The organism is Pseudomonas sp. GW821-FHT07G10, assembly GCF_059418545.1.
On the sequence record NZ_JBWKQB010000016.1, the window covers coordinates 60,875 to 85,503 of the forward strand.

The following is a 24,629-nucleotide window of genomic DNA, read 5'->3' on the forward strand; positions in this document are numbered from 1 at the left end:
GCTGCCGTCAGATTAGTCGTCACATTCGGGGTCTTTGCACGCCGATGCGGTGATGGGTGGACGCTGCTCTTCGGATAACAGCAGTTGCGCGCCATGCACCACGACACGATCACCAGACTCAAACCCTGTGCTGACCAGGTATCCATTGTTGTAGGGGATTTGGTCTGCGACAGGCCGGCGGGTAAACCGGTCTTTGGCAATCTGCACATACGCCCACGGTTGCCCACCAAACCAGAGGATGGCGGCCTCAGGTATGACGAGGCTGGTGCCGGTGGGTGTGGGTAACGGTAAATAGGCAACGACTTTGCTACCGACTGGCAGGGTCGCCGCCGCTCGGTAAAGGTATGCACGGCCTTCAGTCGAAGGGTCGACTTGAGGCGAGACTGAAATCAGGTGCGCCGGTTCCCGATGATGTTCACTGGACTCGACTGCAATTAGTTCAGGAGCGGCCAGATCAACGCCGAGGGGGAGAACAATGCGCAGAAGCATGTCCTCGCGGTTCAACAGTCGGTGTAGTAGTGGGGCGTCCTGTGCTCCGAGCATGCCGGCCAAGGGCGCACCAAACTGTTGGAGCGCACTATTGCGTACCGACTGCATGTTCGCACTCGCTGCCTGTAGCTTGGTTTTGTCTGTATTCCATGTGACTTGCGAGGCTTGCAGCACCTTCAAGGCCACACTCTGGTTGGCCTTGAACAGAGCGGCGTTGCGCTCATATTCCTGGCCAGAAGCCGAAGCGGCAGACTGTGCCGCCGCTGAGTCTGCTTGAGCCATGGTGTAACGAGTGCTCAGATCATTAAGCCCTTGCACATCAAGCACACTGCCGTAAGCCAGATGTTCCACTTGATGCCTGGACGCAGTGATCGGCTCACTCTGGATGCCACTGATTGTCTGGGTCGTTTCATCCAGCGTGACGATGGTTAAACCGCCTTCGGTAGTGACCCTTGTCGGAGGGGGCGCGACCGGCGTTGCAAGCGCGACTGGCATGGCTTGATAAGTGAAAAAACCTAAAGCGCCTAATCCGACGACGACTACCACCGCCAGGGTGATTCGTGAGGTTTTGCTACGAAAGGGTGTGTTCATTTTCGAATGACCGCCTCGGTTGACTGGACGAGCAATGGAATCCCATCGAGTGGTTGCTGGATGGCGTTTTCAAGTTGACTGATGGCTTGCTGGACTTGAACCACTGCATCGACGTGGGTCATTGCATCGACATTCACGGCACGGCGTGACCGCGACAGTGCCAGTCGGTCTATCGCGCCTAAATCAAAGGAGCGTTGGTCAGCTTGAAAGGCGGCTGATCGGGTCGTCCCCTTGGTGTCGATGAGCACCAGGTTTTGCTTGGCCAGGTTATAGTGCTGCAGAGCGCTGTCGGTCTGATTGATCGCTTGGTCTTGAAGGGCTTCAACGTGGATGGCGGCTTCCTTGCGGTGCGCTTCGGCCTCCGCGATAGGCCCCTCATTGCGGTTGAACAGGGGGAGGGTGATGCCTGCCGGTGTAACGCTGTACTTGTTCACCCCTTGGTCGAACGAGTATCCCAGCCCGAGTGACAGGTTCGGATATTGCCGTGCAACTTCCAGTTGGAGAGCGGCCTGGCTCGCTTCATACTCGGCCAGGGCACCCAGGATGTCAGTGCGGTTGAGAACGGTTTGGCGGCGGGCGGTGCTATCAGGGATCTGCGGAGTCAGGCTCTCGAATTCACTCAGGTCTGGCTTGATGGGGTCAAGAGCCCTGAGAGGTATCCCCATGGTCTGGGCGATCAGTGCTTTGGCGTCCAGCATCCGCTTTTCGCTATTCGCCAAGTCGCTACTATCACGCTCCAGAATGATCTGCTCCTGGCTCAACTCGAACGTCGAGGCCGACCCCAACGAAAGCTGCTTCTCCAGCATGGTGACTATGTTCTGCTGGATGCCGACCTGACGCTCGATAATCGCGTGGTGCTGGTTGGCGGCGTAAAGGTCGAGTAGCGCGCTGCGCAGACGACTCCTGATCTGCCAAGCGGTTTGACCGATATTCAGACGGGTAGCGTCTGAGAGCTGTTGCGCTTGCGCCACGCGATACCCACGTTTACCGGCCGTCTCAATCGGGATGTCGAGGGCCAGTCCGTACGTCCACGGTTTTATCGATTGATCGGCGTACTGCAGTGGCAACGACAAGGACGGATTGGGTCGTTGATTCGCCGTTTCTGTTGCCGCCTCACCGCTAGCAAACCTGGCGCGCACCGCGTCCAGCTCAGGGCTGTAGTAGTAGGCTGCCAGCGTTAATTTGTTCAGATCCCAGGCGCTAGTGGTTTTGGGGAGGCGCGCTGTTATGAAGCGCTGAAGCTCTGGGTTAGTCAGAGAGCGCTCTTCATAGGCAGCCATCATTTTCAGGGGCGCCAGGGGTTGCGGGTGATAACTCGCACAGCCGGTGAGCAGCACTGCCACTGTGATAAAACACTGTTTATGCATTCGTATCTTCTTTGAGGCCAAAGTGGTGGAGCGCGCAGAACTTCGCAAATCAAGCATTGCCTCTCCCCCTACTGGTGAGTGTTGCGTCGAGCGGTTGGTGGAAAAACTCGTTGATATAGGCGCTCAAGAATGTCGAGCAGACGCTCGTCGAGATGCCTCCAACTCAGTAACTGCGGTACCAACCACGCGCTTATCAACGAGATCAGCAGCGACCCTGCAATATCGAATGGAAAATGCACGCCTAAATAGATGCGTGCCCAGCCGACTAATGTGCTCAGCAGTAGAACCAGTACGCCAAGTTTGCGCAGCGATGCCAACATCAGAGCAACGGCCAGCGTGAACATCACAGTGGCGTGATCGCTGGGGAAAGAGGACTCCGGAGCGTGCTCCAGGAAGTTTTGTCCCAGCCCCAGCATGAAGGGACGCGGATGGAACCAAAGGCTACTGATCAGCAGATTGCACCCCAGCGCGAACACGATGCTCAGCGTGGCGGTGACTGCAGCAGCTCGGTAGTGACGTGTGCCTTGCAGCCACAATCCGATCAGCAATAGCGGTACAACGGTGATGAGCCACTGCGCGAGAAAAGTCGCCAATAGCCGCATTTCCACCGAGGAGTGCACGCTGGCGTTGATAGCCAAAAACAGAGTGCGATTGAGCTCTTCCATGGGGAGACCCGTTCAGGAGACCAGGAAGCACCACGTTGTGATCACGGTGCGAGTGATAGGCACCATAGTGGTTGCTTCCTTAAGTCCACCTTAAGGCTGACGCTGGCAGTCTTATCGTCCTTGTAGGCCCGAGAGGTCGTGGGTTAAGAATGCTGAGAGGCCGAGTGAGGTCAGAATCATCTATGGCCTTGGCACCATATGCGCGCAGGCAAGACTTCGGCACACTGCGTGTTACTCCAGCGAAGCGCTGACTGATGTGAGGAGAGGGATCAGGCGATGCGAATATTACTTGCAGAAGATGATCCGATGATCGGCAGCGGCTTGCAAAAAGGCTTGCGCCAGGAAGGGTACACGGTGGATTGGGTCACGGACGGCAAGGCTGCCGTACTCGCTTTGGATACCACCCCGTATGCATTGCTGCTACTCGACCTGGGACTTCCGCGTCAGGATGGCATGGAGGTACTCAAGGTTCTGCGTCAACACGATGAGAGCTTACCGGTAATCATAATCACCGCCCGCGACTCGCTACCCGATCGGGTGGCTGGTCTTGATCACGGTGCTGACGATTATTTGGTTAAACCGTTTGCCATCGAGGAACTGGTTGCACGGATCCGAGCCGTCAGCCGCCGTCAATCAGGGCGTGTGCAGACGGAGCTTCGGGGTGGCCCGTTGCGACTTGATCCGGTACGACACCTGCTGTGGTTGCGCAATGAACCTGTCAGCCTATCGGCCAAAGAATATGCGTTACTGCACGAGCTGATGAAGGAGCCGGATGCGGTGATCTCCCGCGAGCAGCTAGAGGATCGCCTGTATGGTTGGGGTGACGAGGTGGGTAGCAATGCGGTGGAAGTTCATATTCATAATCTCCGCAAAAAGCTCGGGGCGGAGGTGATCCGAACTGTCAGAGGGGTTGGTTATCACATTGGAGAGGATGCATGAGTTCGCTTCGCCGACGTCTATTGTTATGGCTGCTGCCAGCCACTTTTCTGGCTGGGCTGCTGGCAAGTATCGGCACCTATTGGGGGGCTGTCCTTGAACTGGACGATCTGCTCAACGACCAACTGCGTTACCTCGCCGAACACATCAATGTGGATCCTGGTGAGCGGGTTGTACTGACGGATACAGGCAAAAAGCCCAGTCCACTCAGTGATGATAATGCTGACGAAGTGCTGCTTCAGGTTTGGAGCGCAGGAGTCTTGAACTTTACGACCAACTCCGCGCTCATGCTGCCGCCACCGCAGCAAACTGGACTGAGTGATGTTTCGGTCGGGGATCAAACCTGGCACACGTTCGTCAGCCAGCGTGGCGATAAGGTTTTCCGGGTGGCTCAAGCGCAAAATAAACGCTGGGAAGAACTCGCCGGTTTAGCCGTGCACCTGCTGTGGCCTGTGGTATCACTGATTCCCTTGTTAGCCCTGTTCTTGTGGTTTGGTATCAGCTACGGGCTAAAACCACTGCGAGCAGTGGCGACAGAACTGTCGGAGCGCAACGCGAATAGCCTGCAGCCTATCGCTTCGAAAGAATTGCCTGGCGAAGTCAAACCTCTGGTCGATGCCCTCAACGATTTGCTGGAACGCCTGGCGAATGCCTTCACCATGCAAAAGCACTTCATCGCTGATGCGGCGCACGAATTACGTACCCCTGTAGCAGCGCTCAGCATCCAGGTGGAGCTGGCACAGCGGGCCACTCTCGATGAAGAGCGTCAGATATCGCTGTCAGAGGTAAAGGCCGGCGTCACACGTCTTACTCATCTGACACAACAGTTGTTGACCTTGGCTCGTTTGGAACCTGATGCGCAATCGCCAGTCATGCAGAGCGTCGATTTATCCGCTCTATGCAAGTCGGTGATCACTGATCAGGTTCGTAGGGCCGAAGCCTTAGAAATTGATCTCGGGCTGGCCGAGCATGCGGCATCGAGTATTTTGGGGGATCCCGAAACGCTACGTATCTTGCTCAATAACCTGGTGGACAACGCGATTCGTTACGCGGGTGCCCATGCAAAGATTGACGTGGCAGTGCGCGATACCGACCAAGGGGTCGTGCTTGAGGTCTGCGACAACGGCCCAGGAATAAATGCGGCGGAGCGGGAACGGGTGCTTGAGCGATTCTATCGAGGCAACAATCAAACCGGCTCTGGCAGCGGACTGGGGCTTTCAATTGTTAAAACGATTGCAGAGCAGCACGGAGCCCAAGTAGTACTTGATGCTGCACCAAATGATTTGGGACTGCGGGTACAGATCATTTTTCTGTCTGAATCGGGAAAATATGCGGAGTAGAAAAGCACTATCTAAAAGGCTCAATGCGATGAAATAAAGAGCATTGGAGCTTTCAATTGATCCAACCTGATTGATGGCTGTCCATCCATTCTGCCAACGAATCCCAAGTCGGCTGATGAGGCTGTGACCGATCGCTTCGACCCAAAATCGTGGTTCGGCCAGGGTAGAAGTAGGCAGTCCGCCCGACAAGTGACTTGGTTGGGCGGGTATGGGGCTGCACGCGCACGAGCCTGGCGTCCCGCTTCGCCAGGGCTGACTGGTAAACACCGATGCCGCAGCCGGCGCGGATCATGGCCAGTTGGGCCAGGTCTCTGTCGCTGCGCAGCGAGAAGGCTTCGCGTGTCCATCCGGGCAGCCGCTTGCTGGCGGCGCGCAGGAATGGTGTTTCCGCGTCGAACCCGATCAGCGCATGTCGAGCGAGGTCCGCCGGCATCATTGGCGTGCCGTGCTGCTGCAAGTAGTCTGCGTGCGCGCGAGCCCGAGAGTGAGCCCTACGTCAGCACGGCGAGAAAGGTGGTGTCGGCGGCGAAGTTGCACGCCAGTTACGCGACAGGGGCTGGCAGGTGCAGGCGCTGCAGCGTGGGCTCGCACACGCTGCCAAGCAGCGGGAGGGCATCGCGGTTTGCAACTGAAGTGGTTGATGGTGAATCGGAACCACGAGCAGTATGCAAATATTGCCCATGCTTACCGACGGCGGGCAAGACGAGTTTCTCAGCGCTACTACGCTGTCATTACAGCAAAGATGATGAATCACCCCCCTGAGGCCTCTGCATCGCCTGCGTCCAGGCGCAAAGCCGATCACTCGGGGATGACCTGACGGGTATCGCTGCGCTCAGCCCAACCTGGAGGTGCAATGAATGAGTAATGACTCTCGTGAGCACGGCGAACCGTTCAAACGTGTGTTTTTTGCGCTGCCCTGCGCGTATGCACAACGCCGGGCCATAGCCCAATGGCGGAGCGCTCTTGGGCTAAGTAGCGGACGCCCGGTTCCGGCGGAAAACTTTCATTTGACGCTGATGTTTCTGGGATCTGTAGCCATGACGCAGATTCCGGGCATCTGCGCTGCCGCCGCCAGTATTCGCCTGCCAGGCGAGCATTTGACGGTACCTCTTGACCACCTCGATGTATGGCGCCGCGCCGGCATTTTGTTACTCGCTCCAGCGCAGGAACCACTGGTGTTGCGCCAGCTGGTCTATGCCTTGCAACAGGCGCTGCTGCCTCTCGGGTTTGTGGACGCCCCCCGGGAATTTCGCCCGCACTTGACCTTGATGCGGGACTATCGAGCACCTGTCCCTGAATCGAATGCACCACCAGACTTTCACCTGAGTGCCAGACACTTCACCCTGTTCGAGTCGCATAAAGGCCGCTATCGGTCGCTGGCCGAATGGCCCCTGGTTCCGTAGATGCATCTGACCGTCCCTCGGTATGGCCGGTTACGAATGGCAGGAGTCCATATACAGTCATTCGAAAGCGTCTACGAAACAAGGGCCCTATCAGCCCTGGCATGCGCTGACCTCAGTCGTGATGCACGTCGGCGCGTTTGAGCAGTTGCTTGCACCGCTCGGACAAGTGAAACACACGCAGGTGCTTGCCGGCCTTGACGTAGCGCTCACGCAGCGTCTTCAGCGCGGCGATGGCCGAGTAGTCGACAACGCTCAGGTGGCGACAGTCGAGGGTCACCTGGGGCGGGTCGTTGGCGGGGTCGAACTGGTTGAGGAAGGGCGTGGTCGAGGCGAAGAACAGCGTGCCATGCAGGCGGTAGAGCTTGCTGCCGTCGGCTTCCAGATGACTGTCGGCGTAGAGCTCGCGGGCCTGCTGCCAGGCGAAGTTGAGCGCGGCAATGATGATCCCGCAAAGCACCGCGGTGGCCAGGTCGGTGAACACCGTGATGGCTGTCACCGCGAAGATCACCAGCACGTCGTTCAGCGGCACCTTGTTGAGCACCCGCAGCGAGGCCCAGGCGAAGGTCTGCTGCGACACCACGAACATCACCCCGACCAGTGCGGCAAGCGGGATGTGCTCGATCAGCGGCGAAAGGAACAGCACGAACAACAGGATCATCACCCCGGCGACCACGCCCGAGAGCCGGCCGCGGCCGCTGGAGCTGAGGTTGATTACGGTTTGACCGATCATGGCACATCCGCCCATGCCGCCGAAGAGACCGGAGACAATGTTAGCCGCCCCCAGTGCCACGCACTCGCGATCCGGGTAGCCACGGCTCTCGGTGATCTCATCGGTAAGGTTCAGCGTCAGGAGGGTTTCCAGAAGGCCGACCAGGGCCATCAATACGGCGTAGGGGGCCACGATGCGCAGGGTTTCCAGGTTCCAGGGCACCTCTGGAAAGGCTAATTCAGGCAAGCCGCCGGCAATGTGCGCCATGTCGCCAAGGGTGCGGGTCGGCAGGCCGAGCAGGTATGTCGCCAGACCGACGCCAAGGATCGCAACCAGCGCCGGCGGCACGGCGCGGGTCAGGCGCGGCAGCAGGTAGACGATGGCCATTGTCAGCGCCACCAGCCCGATCATCATGTACAGCGGTGTACCGCTCAGCCAGGCCTCGCCGCTCTTGAAGTGCTCCAGCTGGGCCAGGGCGATGATGATCGCCAGGCCGTTGACGAAGCCGAGCATTACCGGGTACGGCACCATGCGCACCAGCTTGCCCAGCCGTAGCAGGCCGAAAGCGATCATGATCAGTCCACCCATCAGCACGGTGGTGAGCAAGTACTGCACGCCGTGCTGCACCACCAGCGCGACGATCACAACGGCCATCGATCCGGCGGCGCCGGACACCATGCCCGGCCGGCCCCCGAAAAGGGCGGTCAAGGTGCAAATGATGAAGGCGCCGTATAGCCCCATCAGCGGATTGAGGTGGGCAACCAGGGCGAAGGCGATGCACTCGGGCATTAGGGCGAAAGAGGTGGTGAGTCCGGCCAGGGCGTCGGCGCGCAGACGTTTTGCTTTCATGGTTTACCTAAAATACAGGCCGGCGAAACCGGCCGCAGGGAGTGGCGGAAAAGAGGGCTGCGGATGTTACGGAATTGCAGGCAGCCCGGCCACTTTTTAGGTAGTTGCAACCCTTGCTTGATCTTCTGCTGGTTGATGTTTTTTTGCTTTCGAGCGTCAGCTTCACGCCCTGAGGAAGTCAGTCAACCGTATTCGAGGTTCTTTAGCTGCGGTCAGCGCCGATCCAGCCACACAGTCTGGGCATTACAGAATTCGCGTACGCCGAAATGCGATAGCTCCCGGCCAAATCCGCTTTTCTTCACGCCGCCGAAGGTGACGCGTGGGTCGGTGGCGCAATAGCCGTTGATGAACACGCCACCGGTTTCAAGCTCGCTGGCCATCTGCTGGGCAAGCTCGACATTGCCGGTGTAGATGGTGGCGGCGAGTCCGAACTCACTGTCATTGGCCAGCGCCAACGCATGTGCGGCATCGCGCGCCGTGATGATCGAAGCCACTGGGCCAAACAGTTCCTGTTTGAACGAGGTCATCTGGTCGGTGACATCAGCGAAGACAGTGGGCTCATAAAAGTTGCCGGGGCCTTCAGCCTTCTTCCCACCCATCAACAACGTCGCGCCTTCTTCCAGTGTGTCTCGCACCTGTTGATCCAGTTCATCACGCAGATCAAAGCGAGCCATGGGGCCGATGTAGGTGTCCGCAGCCAGCGGATCGCCAACGACCAGCTGGCGGGTGGCGTCGACGAACTTGCGGGTGAACGCCTCGACAACACCTTGCTCGACAATCAGTCGTTTGGCCGCTGCGCAGACTTGCCCGGTATTCTGGTAACGGCCAATGACTGCGGCTTTGACCGCTTCGTCGAGGTCGGCATCGTTGAGCACAATGAAGGGATCCGAACCGCCCAGCTCCAAAACACACTTCTTCAAGGCCGCACCGGCTTGCGCGCCGATGGCAGTGCCGGCTCGCACACTGCCGGTGAGAGTCACCGCAGCGATGCGTGGATCGGCAATCGCCTTGGAGACACCGTCTGGTGTGACATTGATGACTTCGAAGACACCTTCGGCAAAGCCGGCGCGCTTGAAGGCATCCAGCAGCAGATAGGCGCACCCCATCACGTTTGGCGCATGCTTGAGAACGTAGGTGTTGCCGGCGATCAACGCTGGAACGGCGCCACGAAGCACCTGCCAGATGGGAAAGTTCCACGGCATCACGGCGAGAATCGGGCCCAGCGGGCGATATTCAATGCGCGCCTTGCCACCTTCAACCATCGTCGGCTCGGCGGTCAGCATGGCGGGACCGTGTTCGGCGTACCACTGGCAGAGCTGCGCACACTTTTCAATTTCACCGCGCGCCTGGGTAGTGGGCTTGCCCATCTCCAGAGTAATCATGTTCGCCAGCTTTGCTGCGTCGTCACGCAATGCCTGAGCCAGGGCGATCAACAATTGCGAGCGTTCCTCTACGGGTTTGCTCCGCCAAGCCTTGAACCCGGCAGCGGCACGGGACAGTGCGGCCTGCAGCGCCGATTCGGATTCAAAAGGGTAGTGGCCGATCTGCTCGCCGTTGGCGGGGTTGATCGAAATGGCATGGGTGAGGCTGGAAACGTTGGTCATGGCACCGTCCTGCGAGGTGGGGATGGGCTCAGGTTACGGTGGCTTTTGTTTTCTGGAAACTGAATAATACTGAGCATATCGTTCACGACTGGAGAATGACTTGGATCTGGTTCAGCTGGAGATTTTCAAAGCTGTTGCCGAGCAGGGCAGCATCAGCGCAGCGGCTCAGCACATCCACCGGGTGCCTTCGAACCTGACGACACGGATCAAGCAACTGGAGCAGGATCTGGGGGTGGATCTGTTTATCCGCGAGAAGAGCCGCTTGCGCCTGTCGCCGGCCGGTTGGAGTTTTCTCGACTACGCCCGGCGCATCCTTGATCTGGTCCAGGAGGCCCGCGCGACGGTGGCCGGTGAAGAGCCGCAAGGATCGTTTCCCCTGGGGTCGCTGGAGAGCACGGCGGCGGTGCGCATTCCTGAGCTGTTGGCCGCCTATAACCAGCAATACGCCAAGGTCGAGCTGGACCTGTCCACCGGGCCTTCCGGGACCATGATCGAGGGCGTGCTCTCTGGCCGATTGGCCGCCGCGTTCGTCGACGGACCGGTTCTGCACCCGGCACTGGAGGGCGTGCCGGCGTTTGAGGAGGAGATGGTGGTCATCGCACCGCTCAACCATGCCCCGATCCATCGTGCGCGGGATGTCAACGGCGAGAACATTTACGCCTTCCGCGCCAATTGTTCGTACCGGCACCACTTCGAAAGCTGGTTCACCAAGGACGCATCGGTGCCCGGCAAGATTTTCGAAATGGAGTCCTATCACGGCATGCTGGCCTGCGTCAGCGCCGGTGCAGGCCTGGCATTGATGCCCCGCAGCATGCTCGAGAGCATGCCAGGGTGCGCCACGGTGAGCATCTGGCCGCTGTCGGAATCATTCCGCTATTTGCGGACCTGGCTGGTGTGGCGCCGCGGCACGGTGTCACAAAGTTTGAGCATGTTTGTGCGCTTGCTTGAAGAGCGCGGCGTGGTGCGGGAAGAGGCCTGAAAAGTCTGGGGGAGACAGGTACGCTAAAAAAAACGGGAGTCGCTTGCGACTCCCGCTAAATGCGCAGCTTCGAAGAACGGTTGTGCTAGTTCGCCCGCCCGAGAATGGATTGAGCGCGAGCAATGACCGGCGCATCCACCATTTGCCCATCCAGCACGAACACGCCTTCACCCGAGCTCGCGGCGTCCATGATGCGTTGCGCCCAGTGCAATTGCTCAGTACCGGGTTTTAACGCCTGATGGATGATTGCCACCTGGCTTGGATGGACACACAGCGCGCCACCAAATCCCATGTCGCGGGCAAATTGAACGGTACTGTGCAGGCCTGCGGTGTCCTGAATAGAGGGGAACACCCCGTCCAGCGCCGGGGCGAGGCCAGCAACCCGAGTGGCGAGCAGCACGGCGTAGCGGGCGTGACTGAGGATCTCTTCGGCGGCAGGGCTGGCGGTGGTCAGATTCAGGTCCAGGCCCAGATCGAGGCTGCCGAACGACAAGCGCTCAACGCCTCGGGCTTCGGCAATCGCGCTGAGTGCCGCCAGGCCCTTGGCGCTCTCGATGATGGGCCAGATCGGCTTGCCGGTGCTGCCAGCGGTGAACACGTGCGCCGCGCTTTCTGCCTTGGGCAGCAAGATCCCGATCACGCCGGCATGGCGTCGGCAAAGATCCAGATCCGCAGCGTGCGCCCAGTGACCAGGGGCATTCACACGAACCAGAACCTGAACATCGGGGCTCTCGCTCAAAAAGCGCTCCAGGTTATCCCTGGCCTGTTCCTTGAGGTTTTCCTGCACCGCATCCTCCAGGTCGACGATGACCCGGTCAGCGCCGGTGGCGATGGCTTTGGGGATGCGCTCTGGACGGGTTGCCGGCACAAACAGGGCGGAGCGAACAATCGATGTATTCATGGTGCTTCTCCCGCGCTGAACTCCACCTCGCCGATCTGCGCGGTACCGTCCTGGTTGCCAGCCCATAGCTGGGCCTTGCCGTTGTCGATCAATCGTCCACCGACCTCGAAAGGTTGCGGCGAAATCAGTGGCCTGAGGCCACGGAAAGAGAAGCGCTTCAAGCGAGCGCTGGGGTGCGCTTTGGTAAAGGCGCGCAAGTTCAGGGTGGCGATCAATGGACCATGCACCACCAGCCCCGGATAACCTTCGGTCTGTGTAACGTAAGGCCAGTCATAGTGAATTCGATGGCCGTTGAAGGTGACCGCGGAGTAGCGCAACAGCAAGGTCGGGGAGGGTTCCACCGCTTCGCGCCATTGGCCTTCAGGCAGCGCTTCGGTGCCGCTGAGCTTGGGCGGCGTGGGTTCTCGGTAGACGATGTCCTGCTCATCTTGCAGAGCCCGTTGGCCGTCCTGGAAATACTCATGGCGTACCGTGACAAACAGCAGGGAGCCTGTACGCCCGTGCTTTTCCTCGACGTTGACGATGGTCGAGACGCAAGACACCTCGGCCTCCACCGTTAATGGTTGGTAAAACTCCAGTCGGCTGCCGGCCCACATGCGATTGCGGTTGTGCGCGGGCGGCAAGAAACCACCGAGCGCCGGATGACCGTCAGGGCCTAGTTCGCTTGCTGCAACCGGTTCCTGAAAGAATGCCCAGTGCCACAAGGGCGGTAGCGCTTCGCCGGGCAGCGGTGCCACCTCGCCCAAGGTCGCGGCAATGCGTTTAACCAGGTTGAAACTGATCCGGTCCCGGCTTTCCTGACGGCGCCCAATCCAGGCTTGAAGATCGACATTACTCATAGACATCGCTCCTGTCGGTCGGTGATCAGGCCAGGGCGGCCAGTTCGGGTACGGCGTCAAACAGATCGGCTACCAGAGCGTAATCGGCCACCTGGAAGATCGGCGCTTCTTCGTCCTTGTTGATCGCCACGATCACCTTGGAGTCCTTCATGCCGGCCAGGTGCTGGATCGCGCCGGAGATACCGACGGCGATGTACAGCTGTGGCGCGACGATCTTGCCGGTCTGACCGACCTGCATGTCGTTCGGGACGAAACCGGCGTCGACCGCCGCGCGGGAAGCGCCGACCGCCGCGCCCAGCTTGTCGGCCAGGGCGTACAGGTGTTTGAAGTTGTCGCCGTTCTGCATGCCGCGACCGCCGGAAACGACGATCCTGGCAGCGGTCAGTTCCGGACGATCGGACTTGGCCAGTTCTTCACCGACGAAGCGGGAGGTACCCGCGTCGTGAGCAGCAGCAACCGCTTCAACGGCAGCCGAACCACCAACAGCGGCCACCGGGTCGAAACCGGTGGCGCGAACGGTGATGACCTTCACGGCAGCCGAAGACTGCACGGTAGCGATAGCGTTACCGGCATAGATCGGGCGCTTGAAGGTGTCAGCGCTTTGAACCGAGATGATCTCGGAGATCTGGTCAACGTCCAGCTGCGCGGCAACGCGCGGCAGGATGTTTTTGCCGTTGGAGGTGGCAGCGGCCAGAACATGGCTGTAAATAGAGCGCTGCTCGATCACCAGGCCGGCCACCAGAGGCGCGACGTTTTCTGGCAACTGGTGCGCGTAGGCGGCGTTGTCGGCGACCAGCACTTTAGCCACGCCAGCGATTTTCGCCGCGGCTTCAGCCACAGCGCCAACGTTTTGGCCAGCCACCAGCAGGTGGATGTCACCACCGATTTTTGCGGCAGCCGCCACGGTGTTCAGCGTGGCCGGGGCCACTACTTTGTTGTCGTGTTCAGCGATTACCAAGATAGTCATGATTCGGCTCCTTAACTCAAAGCACCTTCGCTTCGTTTTTCAGTTTCTCGACCAGTTCAGCCACCGACTTGACCTTGATGCCCGCGCTGCGTGCAGCCGGCGCTTCGACTTTCAGGGTCTTGGTGGTGGAGGCGGTGCAAATGCCCAGAGCGTCCGGAGTCAGCACTTCGAGAGGCTTCTTCTTGGCTTTCATGATGTTGGGCAGGGACGCGTAGCGCGGCTCGTTCAAACGCAGGTCGGTGGTGACGATGGCCGGCAGTTTCAGGGAAACCGTCTGCGCGCCGCCGTCGACTTCGCGAGTCACGGCAACGCTGTCGCCGCTGATTTCGACTTTCGAAGCGAAGGTGCCCTGACCGTAACCAGTCAGTGCCGCCAGCATCTGGCCGGTCTGGTTGTTGTCGCTGTCGATGGCCTGTTTACCCAGGATCACCAGCTGCGGCTGTTCCTTGTCGACCACAGCCTTGAGCAGCTTGGCCACGGCCAGGGAGTTCAATTCATCAGCGGATTCGACGAGGATGGCCCGATCGGCCCCCAGCGCCAGAGCGGTACGCAACTGCTCTTGAGCAGTGGACGGACCCACAGAGACGACAACGATTTCAGTCGCAACACCTTGCTCTTTGAGGCGTACGGCTTCTTCCACGGCAATTTCGCAGAACGGGTTCATCGACATCTTGACGTTAGCCAGGTCGACATCGGTGTTGTCCGCCTTCACGCGAACTTTCACGTTGTAATCGACCACGCGTTTCACAGCTACCAGGATCTTCATTGGGCAGTGTTCTCTCGAAAATCTTTGATCGTTGCAGTCAGGCTGCTTGTTATCGGATCGCGGCTAAATCGCCCCGGCTGCGCGCATTTGTTCAATGCGGTCCGCTCCCAACCCCAGTTCCCCGAGCACCTGTTCGGTGTGTTGGCCAAGGCCCGGCACGGCGTCCATGCGTGGTTCGAAAGCGCTGTTGGTGCCAGGAGGTATCAGGCTTGGGACGCGCCCGGCAGAGGTTTCAACTTCCCGCCAGCGATCACGGGCCTGAAGTTGTGGATGATCCCAAACACCTTGAATGTCATTGACCCGGGCGTTGGCAATCTGCGCATGGTCCAGCCGATCGATCACCGCATCGAAGTTGAGCGTGGAGAACGATTGAACGATGAGATCCCGAAGCGCATGACGGTTTTCGACACGTTTGAAGTTGGCAGAGAAGCGTTCGTCTTCAGCCAGTTCGGGCTGGAGCAGAACCTTGTCGCAAAACAGCTGCCATTCGCGCTCGTTCTGCAAACCCAGCATGACGGTGGTGCCGTCACCGATGGGAAAGGGCCCATAGGGGTAAATGGTGGCATGCGCAGCACCCGCGCGAGGTGGCGGTGGTGCGCCGTTGTAGGCGTAGTACATCGGGTAGTTCATCCACTCGACCAGGCTTTCCAGCATGGACACATCGATGTGGCTGCCTTCGCCGGTTCGAGAGCGCAGCAACAGGGCGGACAGGACGCCCGTGTAGGCGTACATGCCCGCCGCGATGTCGGCGATCGAGCAACCGGCCTTGGCCATTTCCTCTTCACCCGGGCCGCCGGTCACCGACAGAAATCCACCTTCGCTCTGGATCAACAGGTCGTAAGCTTTTTTCTTTTCATAGGGCCCACCGACGCCATAGCCTGAAATGTCGCAGACAATCAGGCGCGCAAAGCGTTGATGCAAGGTCTCGAATGACAGCCCCATTCGTGCAGCCGCACCGGGTGCCAGGTTCTGCACGAGCACATCGGCGGTGGCCAGCAAAGCGTCCAGCACCTCGGTTGCCGAGTCCTGCTTCAGGTCGAGGGTCAGGCTTTCTTTCGAGCGATTGGTCCAGACGAAGTGCGAGGCCATGCCGTTGACGCGTTGGTCATAGCCTCTGGCGAAGTCGCCTGTGCCTGGACGTTCGACTTTGATCACGCGGGCGCCGAGGTCGGCCAGTTGACGGGTGCAGAAGGGCGCGGCGATTGCATGTTCAAGGCTGACGACGGTGATGCCATCGAGCGGGCGTGTACCGTTGGGCTGGCTCATGATTTTTTATCTCTCTTGTCATGGCTCCCCAGCTGCGCCTGCCTGGGCCGACGCACTGGGCTATTGCGCTGTGATCGTTTAGAAAGAACGCGGCAGCTCGAGCAGATGTTCCGCCACGTACGACAGGATCAGGTTGGTGGAGATGGGGGCCACCTGGTACAGACGGGTTTCACGGAATTTGCGCTCGACGTCGTACTCGCAGGCGAAGCCAAAGCCGCCGTGAGTCTGCAAGCAGGCGTTGGCCGCTTCCCAGGAGGCCTTGGCCGCCAGGTACTTGGCCATGTTGGCACTGGCCCCGGCGTTCTGGCCGCTGTCGTATTCCTCGCAGGCGCGCCAGCGCATCAGGTCGGCCGCCTCGATCTCGATATGCGCTTCGGCAATCGGAAATTGCACGCCCTGGTTCTGACCAATCGGCCGACCGAACACCACACGGTCGCGGGCATAGGCACTGGCCTTTTCGATAAACCAGCGACCGTCACCGATGCATTCGGCGGCGATCAGGGTGCGCTCGGCGTTCAAACCGTCGAGGATGTACCTGAAGCCTTTGCCTTCTTCACCAATCAGGCTGTCGGCGGGAATTTCCAGGTTGTCGAAGAACAACTCGTTGGTCTCGTGGTTGACCATATTGGCGATCGGTTGCACGGTCAGGCCGTTGTCGATGGCCTCGCGCAGGTCGACGAGGAAGATCGACATGCCGTCGGACTTCTTCTTCACCTCGGCCAACGGTGTGGTGCGTGCCAGGAGGATCATCAGGTCGGAATGCTGGATCCGCGAGATCCACACCTTTTGCCCGTTGATCACGTACTTGTCGCCACGTTTGACCGCGGTGGTCTTGATCTTGGTGGTGTCGGTGCCGGTGGTGGGCTCGGTCACACCCATCGATTGCAGGCGCAATTCACCGCTGGCCAGTTTCGGCAAGTAGTAGCTTTTCTGCGCCTCGCTGCCGTTACGCAGCAGCGTGAACATGTTGTACATCTGGCCGTGGACGGTGCCGGAGTTGCCGCCGCAGCGGTTCACTTCTTCAAGGATCACCGATGCCTCGGCCAGCCCCAGGCCGGAGCCGCCATATTCGGTCGGGATCATCGCCGCCAGCCAGCCGGCGTCGGTCAGGGCTTTGACGAAGGCTTCGGGGAAGCCTTTTTCTTCGTCGATCCTGCGCCAGTAGGCCGCATCGAATTCGGCGCACAGGGCACGCACGCCCTCGCGGATGGCATTGAGTTCTTCAGAGTTGCGGTCGGTCATTATTATTTTCCTCAACGCGTCACGCACGGCATCCGCCCTGCGTGACCGGGTCCGGGCATAAGGCAATCAGATCGGGTCGAAACCCAATGCCGCACGAAAGCGATTCTTGACGTAGTGACCATCGCGCGGTGGCAGCACCCGCGGCGGGTTTTCCGCCTTGATCTTGATCGTCGCGAGTTTGACGCCATCGCGCGTCGCGAAGCGCTCGCGCAGGTCGTGTACGCCTTCCATGTCGCGGATTTCATCGGTCCAGCTGAAGCCGCAGGTTCTCGCGACCTGGTCCAGGGAAATACCAAAACCCGCGTGGCTCACCTGCATGCCGGTTTCACCGAAGTGACCGTTATCCAGCACGGCGATGGTCAGGTTGGCGGGCTTTTGCAGCGCGACCGTGGCCAGGGCGCCAAAGCCCATGAGTAACTCACCGTCACCGGTGACCACCACCACCGACTTGTCCGGCTGGGCATTGGCCAGTCCCAGGCCCACGGTGATCGCGCTGCCCATGGCGGCCCAGAGGTAGTAGTTCAGGTCATTGTCACCGGCGGCCATGACGTCATAGGACGCCGAGCCCAGGCCGGTCACGACCAGCAGGTCTTTGCGGTCGGCCAGCAAGGTCTTGACCACTTCGCGGCGGCACAGGGTGTGGTTGGCGCTTACTTGACCCATTTCTTTTCTCCAATCAGGCGCTGACCGAGCAGCAGGGCAGTGGCGGAGTCACCGTTGAAGGCCATGGTGGCGGCGCCGTGCAGCAGCGGCGCGACGTCTTCGGGAACGTCGGCACGCCAGGTCATGACCTTCATCAGATTCAAGGAGGCTTCGGTGGCCTGGCCCATGGGGTTCTGCCAGGCGTTGAATTCGGCCCAGTCGCCGCGCATGGTGACCACCATCAACAGCGGGAAGCCGGCACAGACCTGCAGTGCCAGGGTATTGATGCAGTTGCCGACACCGCTGGATTGCATCAGCAGGGCACCACGTTCACCGCCGAGCCAGGCGCCGGCGAGGTAACCGATGCCTTCTTCTTCGGTGGTGAGGACGACCGCCTTGATGTCCGGGTCTGCATACGACATGCGGATGGCCGCCGAGTGACCTGCATCCGGTACGAAGACCACGTGTTTGACGTTGTGGGCCTTGAGCACGCGGAACACGTCCTCCTGCCAATCCTGTCCCACGGTTTGTTCAGCTTCTGTTGACATGCCAGTCTCCCAAGCAGTGCTGCTTTTGTGTTTTCGCACATTCTGGGAGGGATGGAAGGGAACGACGACTACCGTTTTTGTCTTTGAGATATGCCGATTTTCTATAGCTCGACAGCGAATAGGTGCAGCGCAGAAGAACTGCGATAGCCACGGATTATAGGAAGTGAAAAACCATGATCAGTCTGCGCACCAGGTTCCAGGCCTGAGGGCGTCCCCATAGCATTTGGGCATATCAGTTAGAGCGCGATCCGCACTTATTGAGTGAGCAGGACTAGGGTAGTTTTCCGGCAACGTCGTTACGGCGCGTAACCGACGCAACTACAACTATAAGATCCGAGGGTTGCACCTATGTATGACAGCCTCCTGCAGTTGGCTCGCCCCGTCCTGTCCTCTGTCCTCCATGACCTGTTTGGGTCGCATCCAGCCTCGGCCTGCCGGTACCGGCATTTTGCACTTGCCATTTCATTGCGTAGCACTGCGGTCGCACACCCGCTTTTCAAGGCCATTGGCTGATAAAGCGGACGTTTGCCCAGGCTACCTTCCAGAAAACACGACAACAGGTGCGTTATGAAAAACAGGCTACCGGCTGCAGCTGGCATTCTGATCGCCATGCTGCTGGGGATCCTTATCGGCTACATGATTTTCCTGAATTTCCCGGACAAAGCGATGGCGACCAAGGTCGCCGGTTACATCTCGATCATCTCGGACATTTTTCTACGTCTGATCAAAATGCTTATCGGCCCTCTGGTGTTCTCGACCCTGGTGGTGGGCATCGCTCACATGGGGGATGCAAGCGCTGTCGGCCGGGTATTCGGCAAAGCGCTGGGCTGGTTCGTCACCGCTTCATTGATTTCACTGTCGGTGGGGCTGGTCATGGCCAACATGCTGCAGCCCGGGCACAACCTGGGGTTGCCGCTGCCGGACGTCACCAGCGCGACCAACCTGCAAACGTCGGTGTTCACCCTCAAGGACTTCATGACGCATCTGGTGCCCAAGTCCTTTGCGGAGGCCATGGCCACCAACGAAATTCTGCAGATCGTGGTGTTCTCGCTGTTTTTCGGCGTGGCTTTGGCCTCCTTGGGCAAGAAGGCCGAGGGCCTGGTGACGGTGATCGAGGATCTGTCCCACGCGATGCTGAAGGTCACCGGTTATGTCATGAAACTGGCACCGCTGGCGGTGATGGCCGCCATGGCGGCAACCGTGGCGATCAACGGGCTGTCCATTCTGGTCAAGTTCGCGGTCTTCATGCGCGACTTCTATCTGGGGCTGATCGTGCTCTGGGCGATGCTGGTGTTTGCCGGCTGGATGTTCCTGGGGCGGCGTGTGTTCAAACTGGTGGTGTTGATCAGGGAGGCCTTCATCCTGTCTTTCGCCACGGCCAGTTCCGAGTCGGCTTACCCGAAGATTCTTCACGCGCTGGACCGATTCGGGGTCAAGCGCAAGATCTCCAGTTTCGTCATGCCCATGGGGTATTCCTTCAACCTGGACGGCTCGATGATGTACTGCACGTTTGCCGTGCTGTTCATCGCTCAGGCGTATGGCATCGAGATGTCCATCGGTACGCAGATCACCATGCTGTTGACGCTGATGCTCACCTCCAAAGGCATGGCCGGCGTGCCGCGCGCTTCGCTGGTGGTGATCGCCGCGACCCTGACCCAGTTCGATATTCCCGAAGCCGGCTTGCTGCTGATCCTGGGGATCGACACCTTCCTCGACATGGGCCGTTCGGCGACCAACGCGGTGGGCAACTCCATTGCAACCGCGGTGGTGGCCAAATGGGAGGGCGCGTTGGTGAGTGAGGATGAGGCCGAGCGAAACGCCGCGGCTCAGGATGTTCCGGGTGGGAAACCGCTGACGGTCTGACCTGTTCACGGCGGTTGTTCAAGAGGTAAGGGTGGGCATTCACCAAGGTGGCTGCTCACCCTTCGCGACTGAAGCGGGTTGAGGCAGTGTGAGTGACCAGACGTCACCCTGCGCCATTGTCAGCCATGCACGCTGCTCAGATACTCAAACAACTTGGCCGCTTCCGGCGCCAGTTGCGCCTGACTCGTAACCCCCACGAACAAGGTGCGGTGAGCCCATTCATCGGTCAAGGCTATGGCTATCAGGCGGGTACCGAGCAGTTCGGCACGTACTGATGACAACGGCAGTATCCCGATACCCAAGCCCGCTTCGATCATGCGACAGATGCCGTCGAAGCTGCTGACCTGGATGCGCACTTTGAGAATTTTTCCTGCACTCACGGCTGCATCGGTGATTCTGCGCAGCAACGAACTACCTTGGTTAAGCGCTACATAATCAAAGCCGAGCGTATCGGCGAAGGACACGCTGCTTTCACCGGCCAGTTCGTGTCCTACAGGTACCAGCAGCACGAGTCGGTCGTCACGATAGGGCAGTTTGTACAGACCCTCAGCCGGTACGTTATCGGCAAAAATGCCGATATCGGCTCGCCCGCTTTCCACGGCCTGGATAATGGGCTCGCTGAGCGCTTCTTCCAACCCGATACGCACGTTCGGGTTTGCTCGCAGGAACGCCGCCAGATCATCAGGCAGGAACTGGACCACGGCGGAGGTGTTGGCGAACAACCGCACATGCCCGCGCACACCGACGGCGTAGTCACTGGCGTCGCACGCCATGCGGTGCACGCCCTCCAGAATCACCCTCGCGTGTTCAACCATCCCTTGGCCGGCTGCCGTCAGCTCAAGTCCTCTTGGCAAGCGAACGAACAGCGGGCACTGGGTCGTTCGTTCAAGCTCGGCCAGACGTTTGCTGGCGGCCGAAACCGTCATGTTGGCCTTTTCCGCTGCGCGAGTCAGATTGCCGGATTCGGCGGCGAAGATCAGCAAGCGCAATGACGACAGATCGAAATGCAGGGGATTGATCATCAATGGGGTCCAAGGGTTTCCAGTCTGGAAAGAGTAATGGCGAAATATGAAATTTTCATCCGCCATGTTTGCGTCGATTATCCACGCACAAGTACTCAACAAGAACGGAAAACGTCATGAGGTTACCTCTTCAAGGTGTCAAGGTCGTGGAGCTCGGTCAACTCATTGCCGGACCATTTGCGGCGAAAATGCTCGGTGAGTTTGGCGCGGAGGTGATCAAGATCGAGCCTCCGGTCACTGGCGATCCACTGCGCAAATGGCGCTTGCTGCACGACGGTACTTCCGTCTGGTGGGCCGCGCAGTCGCGCAACAAACGCTCGCTTACCCTCGACCTGCGCCAGTGTGAGGCTCAGCAGGTGGTGCGCCGGTTGGTGGCCGATGCGGATGTGCTGATAGAGAATTTCCGTCCGGGAACCCTGGAAAGCTGGGGGCTGGGTTGGGACACGCTGCACGCGCTCAATCCGAAACTCATCATGCTCCGGGTCTCCGGTTACGGTCAGACCGGGCCCTACCGTGACCGCCCCGGGTTTGGTGTGATTGGTGAAGCGATGGGGGGGCTGCGTCATCTTTCCGGTGAACCCGGGCGAACGCCGGTCAGGGTGGGCGTTTCCATTGGCGACTCGTTGTCGGCTTTGCACGGGGTGATCGGGATTCTGCTCGCCCTGCGTCATCGCGAGCAGAACGGTGGCGATGGTCAGCAGATCGATGTTGCGCTGTACGAATCGGTGTTCAACATGATGGAAAGCCTGTTGCCCGAATACTCGGTGTTCAACGCCGTTCGTGAGCCCGCCGGCAGCAGTTTGCCAGGGATCGCTCCGACTAATGCCTATCGTTGCCGCGATGGTGGTTTTGCCTTGATCGCCGGCAATGGCGACAGCATCTATCAACGCCTGATGGAGGTGATTGGTCGCGCTGATCTGGGGGCTGACCCTGAGCTTGCGCAGAACCATGGTCGAGTGTTGCAGGTTGAGCGCATCGATGCCGCCATCTCGCAATGGACCGCACGGCTCACCCTCGACGAAGTCTTGTCGATTCTGACCGAGGCACGCATCCCCGCCGGCAAGATTTACAACGCTGCCGACATTGCCCGGGACCCGCATTACCGGGCGCGAGACATGCTGCTCGCCAGCCAGCTGGACGATGGCACTCCAGTGACCTTGCCGGGCATCGTCCCCAAGCTGGGCAGCACTCCTGGCGGCGTGACTCGCCCGGCACCGACCCTGGGTCAGCACACAACCGAGATCCTCGACGAGCTCGGCATCGACGCCGCACAGCAAGCCGACTGGCGCCAACGCGGCATCATTTGAATCTGAGGAATGCACATGCAACGTCTCTATCTGCAGGAAGTCGCCACCCGTGACGGCTTCCAGAATGAAGCGCGCTTTATCGAAACCGCCGACAAGATCGTCATGATCGACGCCCTCAGCCAGTGCGGTTTCGCCAAGATCGAGGTCACCTCGTTCACTTCGCCCAAGGCCATTACCGCGCTGCGCGACGCCGAAGCGGTGATGCAGGGCATCCGCCGTAACCCGGCGGTGGAATACACCGTGCTGGTGCCCAACGTGCGCGGTGCCGAGCGGGCCCTGGCGTGCGCCATCGATGAAGCCAACCTGGTGATGTCGGTCAGCGAGCCGCATAACCGTTCCAACCTGCGCATGAGCCGCGAGCAGTCATTCGCCCAGCTCAGCGAAGTGGTCAGCGTGATTGGTCAGGGCCCGGTGGCGATCAATGTGTCGTTGTCGACGGTGTTCGGCTGCCCGATGCAGGGCGATGTACCGGTGGGGGAGGTGTTGCACTGGGTCGAGCGCTTCGCCGAGCTGGGCGCCCGCGGTGTGACCCTGTGCGACACCACTGGCATGGCGTATCCAAGTCAGGTCGAGACGCTGTCCCGGGCGGTGCGCGAGCGTTTTCCGGCGCTGCAACTGACCCTGCATTTTCACAACACCCGGGGCATGGCCCTGGCTAATGCTTTGGCGGCCATCGAGGCTGGGGTCGACCGTTTCGATTCGTCCCTTGGCGGCCTGGGCGGTTGCCCTTATGCGCCGGGGGCCAGCGGCAATGTGTGTACCGAAGACCTGTTGCACATGCTGCAGTTGATGGGCTTCAACACCGGGGTTGATCTGGACCGGGTGCTGGCAGTTGCCGCGCAGTTGCCGGGTTTGGTCGGCCACGACATTCCCAGCCAGATCCTCAAGGCCGGCAAACGCCTGGACTTGCACCCGATACCCGCCCACGTCGCCAGCCTGGAAAAACAGGTGCCGTCGGCCCGCACCCAGGAGCTGCATCGATGATCGATCATCTCGACCATTTGGTGCTGACCACCATCGACCCTGTGGCTGCCGAGGATTTTTACGTGCGGGTCATGGGCATGCAGGTGCAAACCTTCGCCGGTGGGCGCAAGGCGTTTGCTTTCGGCCAGCAGAAAATCAACCTGCACGTGCGTGGCCATGAGTTCGAGCCCAAGGCGCACTTGCCCGTGCCGGGGGCGCTGGACCTGTGTTTTATCGCCTCGATCCCCCTGGATCAGGTGATTGCGCACCTGACCCGTGTCGACTGGCCCATCATCGAAGGCCCGGTGTTGCGCACCGGTGCCACGGGGCCGATCCGTTCGGTGTATGTGCGTGATCCGGACCTGAACCTGATCGAGATTTGCGAACCCGTCCAGCCGGAGCGTGCAGCATGAAAGTGGTATTTCTCGACAGTGACAGCCTGCCTGTGAGCATTGCCCGGCCGGCCTGGGTCACTGACTGGCAGGACCGTCCCGATACGACGCCGGATCAGGTGGTGGCGGCCGCCCTCAATGCCGATGCCGTGATCACCAACAAGGTGCGCATCGGCCGGGCCGAGCTTGAACAGCTGCCGAACCTGCGGTTTATCTGCGTCGCGGCCACCGGTTATGACTGCATTGACCTGGCGGCCTGCCGTGATTTTGCCGTGACGGTGTGTAACGTTCCGGCTTACTCGGCGCAAAGCGTCGCCGAGTCGGTGATCGCCTCGATCTTCGCCCTGCGTCGACAGCTGTTTGCCTACCAGGCGGCAGCACTGCGGGATTGGCCGGATTCGCGGCACTTTTGCGTGCACCGCGCGCCGATCCAGGATGTGCAGCGCAGCGTGCTGGGCATCGTCGGCAAGGGCGGTATTGGCCTGGCCACGGCGCGTCTGGCGAGTGCCCTGGGCATGCAGTTGATCTTTGCCGAACACCGTGGCGCGATCCCGGTGCGCAAGGGTTACCAGGCCTTTGAAACGGTGCTGGCGCAAAGCGACGTGATCTCGCTGCACTGTCCGTTGACCGAGAGCACCCGTCACCTGATCGGGGCCCCGGAACTGGCACAGATGAAACCCGGCGCGTTGCTGATCAATACCGCCCGCGGGCCGTTGGTGGATGAGGCAGCGGTGCTCGATGCGCTGGACAGCGGTCGCCTCGGGGGGGCAGCTCTCGATGTGCTGTGCCAGGAGCCGCCACCGGCCGACCATCCGTTGCTCAACAGCCGCCACGCCAACCTGATCGTCACTCCCCACGTGGCCTGGGCCAGCCAGAGCTGCCTGCAGCGGCTGGCCGACGGCATCCTTGGCAACCTGCAGGGCTATCACTCGGGAAAGCCGATCAACCTGGTGTCGTAAACGCTTCACCACCCCACAAG

General features: G+C 59.9%; 24 protein-coding genes. 9 read left to right on the top strand and 15 right to left on the bottom strand.

The annotated features are described in order from the left end of the window. Positions 1 to 12 precede the first annotated feature (12 nt). From AC07O1_RS18205 to AC07O1_RS18215, 3 genes are read right to left on the bottom strand one after another with little or no spacing between them, the layout of a single operon-like run. A complete protein-coding gene (locus AC07O1_RS18205) occupies positions 13 to 1,080 on the bottom strand; it encodes an efflux RND transporter periplasmic adaptor subunit (protein WP_495089613.1) in 1,068 nt (355 codons plus the stop codon). Further along, entirely contained in the window at positions 1,077 to 2,504 is a 1,428-nt protein-coding gene (locus AC07O1_RS18210) for a TolC family protein (RefSeq protein WP_495089614.1), read from the bottom strand. Before AC07O1_RS18210 ends, AC07O1_RS18205 begins: the two co-directional genes overlap by 4 nt. Positions 2,505 to 2,515: 11 nt before the next feature. Then, positions 2,516 to 3,085, bottom strand: a complete 570-nt coding sequence (locus AC07O1_RS18215; protein ID WP_495089615.1) for an undecaprenyl-diphosphatase — start codon at positions 3,083 to 3,085, stop codon at positions 2,516 to 2,518. Positions 3,086 to 3,388: 303 nt separating this feature from the next. Between AC07O1_RS18215 and AC07O1_RS18220 the strand changes: the two genes are divergently transcribed. Then, positions 3,389 to 4,051 carry a response regulator gene (locus AC07O1_RS18220; RefSeq protein WP_495089616.1) on the top strand — a complete coding sequence of 221 codons (663 nt, stop codon included), beginning with the start codon at positions 3,389 to 3,391 and terminating at the stop codon, positions 4,049 to 4,051. Continuing rightward, positions 4,048 to 5,388 carry an ATP-binding protein gene (locus AC07O1_RS18225; RefSeq protein WP_495089617.1) on the top strand — a complete coding sequence of 447 codons (1,341 nt, stop codon included), beginning with the start codon at positions 4,048 to 4,050 and terminating at the stop codon, positions 5,386 to 5,388. The genes AC07O1_RS18220 and AC07O1_RS18225 overlap by 4 nt, the downstream gene beginning before the upstream one ends. A 52-nt stretch (positions 5,389 to 5,440) precedes the next feature. On the opposite strand, the gene AC07O1_RS18230 is transcribed toward AC07O1_RS18225, so the two are convergent. Continuing rightward, positions 5,441 to 5,845, bottom strand: coding sequence for a type 2 periplasmic-binding domain-containing protein (locus AC07O1_RS18230; protein ID WP_495089618.1), 405 nt, complete (start codon positions 5,843 to 5,845; stop codon positions 5,441 to 5,443). A gap of 400 nt (positions 5,846 to 6,245) precedes the next feature. Between AC07O1_RS18230 and thpR the strand changes: the two genes are divergently transcribed. After that, positions 6,246 to 6,791: an RNA 2',3'-cyclic phosphodiesterase gene (gene thpR / locus AC07O1_RS18235; RefSeq protein WP_495012578.1), complete on the top strand. Its 546-nt coding sequence runs from the start codon at positions 6,246 to 6,248 to the stop codon at positions 6,789 to 6,791. A gap of 112 nt (positions 6,792 to 6,903) precedes the next feature. Here thpR and AC07O1_RS18240 read toward each other — a convergent pair whose 3' ends face one another. Further along, complete coding sequence (locus AC07O1_RS18240; RefSeq protein WP_495089619.1) at positions 6,904 to 8,349, bottom strand: SulP family inorganic anion transporter; 1,446 nt, start codon at positions 8,347 to 8,349, stop codon at positions 6,904 to 6,906. Between the two features lie 212 nt (positions 8,350 to 8,561). Next, complete coding sequence (locus tag AC07O1_RS18245; protein ID WP_495012576.1) at positions 8,562 to 9,953, bottom strand: aldehyde dehydrogenase family protein; 1,392 nt, start codon at positions 9,951 to 9,953, stop codon at positions 8,562 to 8,564. Between the two features lie 100 nt (positions 9,954 to 10,053). Between AC07O1_RS18245 and ptrR the strand changes: the two genes are divergently transcribed. Beyond that, positions 10,054 to 10,932, top strand: coding sequence for a putrescine utilization regulator PtrR (gene ptrR, locus AC07O1_RS18250; protein ID WP_495089620.1), 879 nt, complete (start codon positions 10,054 to 10,056; stop codon positions 10,930 to 10,932). An 85-nt stretch (positions 10,933 to 11,017) separates the two neighbouring features. Here the strand turns inward: ptrR and AC07O1_RS18255 are convergent, their stop codons facing one another. The 8 genes from AC07O1_RS18255 to AC07O1_RS18290 form a co-directional block, all read right to left on the bottom strand. Further along, positions 11,018 to 11,833 (bottom strand): HpcH/HpaI aldolase/citrate lyase family protein, encoded by an 816-nt coding sequence (locus AC07O1_RS18255; RefSeq protein ID WP_495089621.1) that lies wholly within the window; start codon positions 11,831 to 11,833, stop codon positions 11,018 to 11,020. Then, positions 11,830 to 12,672, bottom strand: coding sequence for an HTD2 family dehydratase (locus AC07O1_RS18260; protein WP_495089622.1), 843 nt, complete (start codon positions 12,670 to 12,672; stop codon positions 11,830 to 11,832). The genes AC07O1_RS18255 and AC07O1_RS18260 overlap by 4 nt, the downstream gene beginning before the upstream one ends. A 25-nt stretch (positions 12,673 to 12,697) precedes the next feature. Beyond that, a complete protein-coding gene (locus AC07O1_RS18265; RefSeq protein ID WP_495089623.1) occupies positions 12,698 to 13,639 on the bottom strand; it encodes an electron transfer flavoprotein subunit alpha/FixB family protein in 942 nt (313 codons plus the stop codon). 16 nt (positions 13,640 to 13,655) lie between these two features. Continuing rightward, positions 13,656 to 14,405, bottom strand: coding sequence for an electron transfer flavoprotein subunit beta/FixA family protein (locus AC07O1_RS18270; protein WP_495089624.1), 750 nt, complete (start codon positions 14,403 to 14,405; stop codon positions 13,656 to 13,658). 63 nt (positions 14,406 to 14,468) lie between these two features. Next, complete coding sequence (locus AC07O1_RS18275) at positions 14,469 to 15,671, bottom strand: CaiB/BaiF CoA transferase family protein (protein WP_495089625.1); 1,203 nt, start codon at positions 15,669 to 15,671, stop codon at positions 14,469 to 14,471. Positions 15,672 to 15,749: 78 nt separating this feature from the next. Then, positions 15,750 to 16,913: an acyl-CoA dehydrogenase family protein gene (locus AC07O1_RS18280; protein WP_495089626.1), complete on the bottom strand. Its 1,164-nt coding sequence runs from the start codon at positions 16,911 to 16,913 to the stop codon at positions 15,750 to 15,752. A 66-nt stretch (positions 16,914 to 16,979) separates the two neighbouring features. Continuing rightward, on the bottom strand, positions 16,980 to 17,576 hold the full coding sequence (locus tag AC07O1_RS18285) for a thiamine pyrophosphate-dependent enzyme (protein ID WP_495089627.1): 597 nt from the start codon (positions 17,574 to 17,576) through the stop codon (positions 16,980 to 16,982). Beyond that, complete coding sequence (locus AC07O1_RS18290) at positions 17,564 to 18,103, bottom strand: thiamine pyrophosphate-binding protein (protein WP_477800826.1); 540 nt, start codon at positions 18,101 to 18,103, stop codon at positions 17,564 to 17,566. Before AC07O1_RS18290 ends, AC07O1_RS18285 begins: the two co-directional genes overlap by 13 nt. A 567-nt stretch (positions 18,104 to 18,670) precedes the next feature. Here AC07O1_RS18290 and AC07O1_RS18295 point away from each other — a divergent pair. Continuing rightward, complete coding sequence (locus AC07O1_RS18295; RefSeq protein WP_495089628.1) at positions 18,671 to 19,966, top strand: dicarboxylate/amino acid:cation symporter; 1,296 nt, start codon at positions 18,671 to 18,673, stop codon at positions 19,964 to 19,966. A gap of 119 nt (positions 19,967 to 20,085) precedes the next feature. On the opposite strand, the gene AC07O1_RS18300 is transcribed toward AC07O1_RS18295, so the two are convergent. Beyond that, positions 20,086 to 20,988 carry a LysR family transcriptional regulator gene (locus AC07O1_RS18300; RefSeq protein WP_495089629.1) on the bottom strand — a complete coding sequence of 301 codons (903 nt, stop codon included), beginning with the start codon at positions 20,986 to 20,988 and terminating at the stop codon, positions 20,086 to 20,088. A 116-nt stretch (positions 20,989 to 21,104) separates the two neighbouring features. Between AC07O1_RS18300 and AC07O1_RS18305 the strand changes: the two genes are divergently transcribed. From AC07O1_RS18305 to AC07O1_RS18320, 4 genes are read left to right on the top strand one after another with little or no spacing between them, the layout of a single operon-like run. Further along, complete coding sequence (locus tag AC07O1_RS18305) at positions 21,105 to 22,295, top strand: CaiB/BaiF CoA transferase family protein (protein WP_495089630.1); 1,191 nt, start codon at positions 21,105 to 21,107, stop codon at positions 22,293 to 22,295. 15 nt (positions 22,296 to 22,310) lie between these two features. After that, a complete protein-coding gene (locus tag AC07O1_RS18310) occupies positions 22,311 to 23,279 on the top strand; it encodes a hydroxymethylglutaryl-CoA lyase (protein ID WP_495089631.1) in 969 nt (322 codons plus the stop codon). Then, positions 23,276 to 23,671 carry a VOC family protein gene (locus tag AC07O1_RS18315; RefSeq protein WP_495089632.1) on the top strand — a complete coding sequence of 132 codons (396 nt, stop codon included), beginning with the start codon at positions 23,276 to 23,278 and terminating at the stop codon, positions 23,669 to 23,671. Before AC07O1_RS18310 ends, AC07O1_RS18315 begins: the two co-directional genes overlap by 4 nt. Continuing rightward, positions 23,668 to 24,609 (top strand): D-2-hydroxyacid dehydrogenase, encoded by a 942-nt coding sequence (locus AC07O1_RS18320; protein WP_495089633.1) that lies wholly within the window; start codon positions 23,668 to 23,670, stop codon positions 24,607 to 24,609. Before AC07O1_RS18315 ends, AC07O1_RS18320 begins: the two co-directional genes overlap by 4 nt. The last annotated feature ends 20 nt before the right edge of the window (positions 24,610 to 24,629 follow it).

Coding starts and splice junctions, on each gene's coding strand:
- AC07O1_RS18205 (WP_495089613.1), bottom strand. CDS start 1,080: ATGAACACACCCTTTCGTAGCAAAACCTCACGAATCACCCTGGCGGTG.
- AC07O1_RS18210 (WP_495089614.1), bottom strand. CDS start 2,504: ATGCTTGATTTGCGAAGTTCTGCGCGCTCCACCACTTTGGCCTCAAAG.
- AC07O1_RS18220 (WP_495089616.1), top strand. CDS start 3,389: ATGCGAATATTACTTGCAGAAGATGATCCGATGATCGGCAGCGGCTTG.
- AC07O1_RS18225 (WP_495089617.1), top strand. CDS start 4,048: ATGAGTTCGCTTCGCCGACGTCTATTGTTATGGCTGCTGCCAGCCACT.
- thpR (WP_495012578.1), top strand. CDS start 6,246: ATGAGTAATGACTCTCGTGAGCACGGCGAACCGTTCAAACGTGTGTTT.
- AC07O1_RS18240 (WP_495089619.1), bottom strand. CDS start 8,349: ATGAAAGCAAAACGTCTGCGCGCCGACGCCCTGGCCGGACTCACCACC.
- AC07O1_RS18245 (WP_495012576.1), bottom strand. CDS start 9,953: ATGACCAACGTTTCCAGCCTCACCCATGCCATTTCGATCAACCCCGCC.
- AC07O1_RS18255 (WP_495089621.1), bottom strand. CDS start 11,833: ATGAATACATCGATTGTTCGCTCCGCCCTGTTTGTGCCGGCAACCCGT.
- AC07O1_RS18260 (WP_495089622.1), bottom strand. CDS start 12,672: ATGAGTAATGTCGATCTTCAAGCCTGGATTGGGCGCCGTCAGGAAAGC.
- AC07O1_RS18265 (WP_495089623.1), bottom strand. CDS start 13,639: ATGACTATCTTGGTAATCGCTGAACACGACAACAAAGTAGTGGCCCCG.
- AC07O1_RS18270 (WP_495089624.1), bottom strand. CDS start 14,405: ATGAAGATCCTGGTAGCTGTGAAACGCGTGGTCGATTACAACGTGAAA.
- AC07O1_RS18275 (WP_495089625.1), bottom strand. CDS start 15,671: ATGAGCCAGCCCAACGGTACACGCCCGCTCGATGGCATCACCGTCGTC.
- AC07O1_RS18280 (WP_495089626.1), bottom strand. CDS start 16,913: ATGACCGACCGCAACTCTGAAGAACTCAATGCCATCCGCGAGGGCGTG.
- AC07O1_RS18285 (WP_495089627.1), bottom strand. CDS start 17,576: ATGGGTCAAGTAAGCGCCAACCACACCCTGTGCCGCCGCGAAGTGGTC.
- AC07O1_RS18290 (WP_477800826.1), bottom strand. CDS start 18,103: ATGTCAACAGAAGCTGAACAAACCGTGGGACAGGATTGGCAGGAGGAC.
- AC07O1_RS18295 (WP_495089628.1), top strand. CDS start 18,671: ATGAAAAACAGGCTACCGGCTGCAGCTGGCATTCTGATCGCCATGCTG.
- AC07O1_RS18300 (WP_495089629.1), bottom strand. CDS start 20,988: ATGATCAATCCCCTGCATTTCGATCTGTCGTCATTGCGCTTGCTGATC.
- AC07O1_RS18305 (WP_495089630.1), top strand. CDS start 21,105: ATGAGGTTACCTCTTCAAGGTGTCAAGGTCGTGGAGCTCGGTCAACTC.
- AC07O1_RS18310 (WP_495089631.1), top strand. CDS start 22,311: ATGCAACGTCTCTATCTGCAGGAAGTCGCCACCCGTGACGGCTTCCAG.
- AC07O1_RS18315 (WP_495089632.1), top strand. CDS start 23,276: ATGATCGATCATCTCGACCATTTGGTGCTGACCACCATCGACCCTGTG.
- AC07O1_RS18320 (WP_495089633.1), top strand. CDS start 23,668: ATGAAAGTGGTATTTCTCGACAGTGACAGCCTGCCTGTGAGCATTGCC.